This is a genomic window from Dethiosulfovibrio russensis, from assembly GCF_021568855.1.
Taxonomy (GTDB): domain Bacteria; phylum Synergistota; class Synergistia; order Synergistales; family Dethiosulfovibrionaceae; genus Dethiosulfovibrio; species Dethiosulfovibrio russensis.
Genome location: NZ_JAKGUG010000023.1, coordinates 1 through 2,908 on the forward strand (window position 1 = coordinate 1; position 2,908 = coordinate 2,908).

5 protein-coding genes and 1 pseudogene are annotated in these 2,908 nt (G+C 55.0%); all 6 read right to left on the reverse strand.

Annotation, left to right across the window (positions count from 1 at the left end; all coding sequences use genetic code 11):
* Positions 1-225: glycosyl hydrolase 108 family protein (locus L2W48_RS12805; RefSeq protein WP_329604273.1), on the reverse strand; the 225-nt coding region annotated here is incomplete at its 3' end.
* Positions 222-674 carry a hypothetical protein gene (locus L2W48_RS12810; protein ID WP_236100477.1) on the reverse strand — a complete coding sequence of 151 codons (453 nt, stop codon included), beginning with the start codon at positions 672-674 and terminating at the stop codon, positions 222-224. The genes L2W48_RS12805 and L2W48_RS12810, both read right to left, overlap by 4 nt.
* A gap of 73 nt (positions 675-747) precedes the next feature.
* Complete coding sequence (locus tag L2W48_RS12815) at positions 748-933, reverse strand: hypothetical protein (protein WP_236100479.1); 186 nt, start codon at positions 931-933, stop codon at positions 748-750.
* Positions 933-1,340 carry a hypothetical protein gene (locus tag L2W48_RS12820; protein ID WP_236100480.1) on the reverse strand — a complete coding sequence of 136 codons (408 nt, stop codon included), beginning with the start codon at positions 1,338-1,340 and terminating at the stop codon, positions 933-935. The genes L2W48_RS12815 and L2W48_RS12820 overlap by 1 nt, the downstream gene beginning before the upstream one ends.
* 4 nt (positions 1,341-1,344) lie before the next feature.
* A complete protein-coding gene (locus tag L2W48_RS12825) occupies positions 1,345-2,616 on the reverse strand; it encodes a hypothetical protein (protein WP_236100481.1) in 1,272 nt (423 codons plus the stop codon).
* A 12-nt stretch (positions 2,617-2,628) separates the two neighbouring features.
* Positions 2,629-2,908 (reverse strand): annotated as a pseudogene (locus L2W48_RS12830) (DUF2460 domain-containing protein); the annotation flags it as partial.

A 2,908-nucleotide genomic window follows, 5' to 3' on the forward strand; every position in this document is an offset into this window, starting at 1 on the left:
GGCTCCTATGGGCTCCCAGTAGTCGGACCAGTAGATCAGGGCGGCGTCGGCCTTCGACAAAGATCGTATATCCTTATGGGATACGATCTTTCTCTCGTAAGCGGATCTAAGGGTACCTTCCGTTATGCCGTAATTGGTCCGCCCTCCCCTGTCGTCCGAATCGTCCGCATATCCTCCCTCGAATCCCAGGACCACGGAGAGGACTTCAGAGAACCTGTCCGTCACTTCGTCCCCCTCCCCTCCCAGGGCAAAGGGCCCGCTATATCCAATATGTCCCTGCCATGGGTCGCCAGCTCCTCTATCCTGTCCAGCCCCCAGTCGTGACCGAGGCGCTCGTTCAGTTTGTCCACGGCATAGTCCACCAGTCCTCGGATGATGGGGCCATCGAAGGGCTCCAGAAACCAGGGAAGGACTATCAAGCCATCCAGGTATTCCACGACGGCGTCTCTCTTGTCCTTCGACTGAAGCCCCGAGATCTCGTCCTTCACCTGCGAGGTGGCCAACTCGGCGAACACGACTATACGCCCGACGAAATCGACCACATTCGATAGGTTCTCCCTTACCTTCTTGAGACTGTTCCACTCGGACAGCTCGTTCATCCGCTCTTTCAGATACCTAGCGTCGGCCACCAGAGTGCTCAGAGCTTCCTTGATCTTTTCGACGTTCTCTCTCATCGGGATTCCTCCTCTTTTCGAAACAAAAAAAGGGAAGCTCACGCCGAGCTTCCCCGAAACTTTATGCCGTTCGCTACGCCTCCGGCGTCTCCAATTCCATCCCCAACCTCAAAGCTCCCACCATGACGACGTTGCTCTTCGGAGGGGCTCCCGGCGTCTTTATCTGTTCCCATATCCGGTCCATTTTCGAAGACAATCCCTCCATCCCCGACAACACCGGGGAGAGATCTATGTCAGTCTGCTTGATGAAACGTCCCATCAAGACACCTCCATAACGAGAAGATTCACGGTTGCCCCCGCCGAGGAGGACAGGGAGAGCTCGCCCAACCGTCCCCAGTCCAGACGGTCGAGATCGAGCCCGTATTTCCCATCCAGCCTTATAGATCTCTCCCCCAGATGGATCTCCGCAACGTCGTCCCCCTCGGTAGCCGCCTGGAGAGAGAGCTCCCTGCAATAGGGGACCGGCAATGTCACGGTCTCACCGGGCGGGACGGTCACCTCTCCGGAATACAGCACCTGAGAACGAGGCTTAGGATCGCCGGAGATGACGGTAAGTCCGATCTCCTCGGCGGGAATGAAAAAGGGTACCCGTTTTTCCTCGCCGGGTACCCAGTAATGCCGCCCGAAAGATATCGGGTAGGACTTTTCGTTTTTGTATGTAGGCATGGTTCTACCCTATCTGGAGCATACGCCCGGGAAGATGGACCCGGTATCTCTTGCCGTCCAGCCAGCCAACGGACCCGACAGTGAGAGCCTCCGGAGTCGCTAAAACCCCGGGGACTGCCCCCCTTATCTCCTCGGATGTATAGGCGAAAAGATCCGTTACGACGGGGCCGCCACTGACGGAATCCGTAGAAATAGGTGGCGAAGGAGCAAAAAGTTGCATCGTGATAATTCCCTCCGGGTTGGATTCGCTACCTAAAACGACCAGATGCTCCCCCTTGCTGGGCGGCGAAAAGGCACAACAAAGATCAGTGTCGAAGATAGCAGGGAAAGGTCCATCGAGGCCGTTGCCTTTAGAGGTGTCCACAAGGACGAGCCCCAGCACCCCGGAGTGTTCCTCTCCTTCGTCATAGCAGAAAAACACGCCACCTTCGTTGCTGATTACCGAAGAGGTTATGGGCAAAATTCTCCAGGAAGAGGGAGATACCAGCTGATCTTCTAAAAAACCCGTCCCTATCCGCGTAATGGTCCCAGATATCACGATCGGGGCGCCTAGCCCTTCGTCAGTCTGCCCGAAATAGATGCGGGGAGTTTCATGGTACTTATACCAGCTTGGACGGAAAGGCTTGCACTGGATGTTCTCAAGAAAGGCACTCATGACAACGGCGGATGTCCCGTTATAAGGATATTCCAGTGTGTCGGAAGTAAGAAGATTAACAGACACATAGTTGCCATTTGATTTGTCCGTCAGACCAAGATTACTTATCGGGTTTTTACCTCCTATACGCATCACTTTCTCTTTATTACGCGACAGAGGGCCTCCAAACAAGTAGCCGTTGTCTGAGTTTATGTAGGCTCCACAGTTGAGCTCATACGAACTTGTATTTGACGCCTTGCCAAAATACGAGAATAAGATACTTAATCCCAAAGGACCCTCGGGGAGTGGCGTCTGCGAGTTTATCACAGGGGCCATGAGATCCGTCTGGCTTATGATCCCCAACATCGTAGAGCTCGCTTCCAATGCCATGATATCTCCGTCTAGCTCTCCAAGGTACACTCTTCGAGGTAACAGTTCGGGGGTACTTGCGAACTCGTATATAGGATCCTTCGCCTCCACGTACAACCCGTCTTTCACCTTCGCCACGATGTGGTAGGGGTACTCCACCCCGTCGTGGACGTGCTTTTCCTCCTTGAGTATTTCCAGGCCTCCTATGGCCGCCAGTTTCTTCATGAGCACCAGGGGATGACACCCCAGAGTATCAATCCTTTTTACCGCCATTACATTACCTCCCTATTGAGAAATGACCCTGAGCCGGGCCGTCAGAACCGAGTTCGGCGCGTCGTAGGGCAGAGACGCCCTCAGGAAACACCGTCTTCCGCTCCACTGTCGGATATTGCCGATGGCGTGCCCCCTTTCGTAGGAGTAATCCATACGGACCTCCGAATCCACGGCCGGAGCGGCCCCGAACGTCACCGTTCCCTTTACGTTGTTGAGGGCGTAGTCCGTCACCTCCTGCCCCCCTACCAGCACCTTCGAGACTCCCCGTATCAAAGGGGTGCCGGTGTCGAAT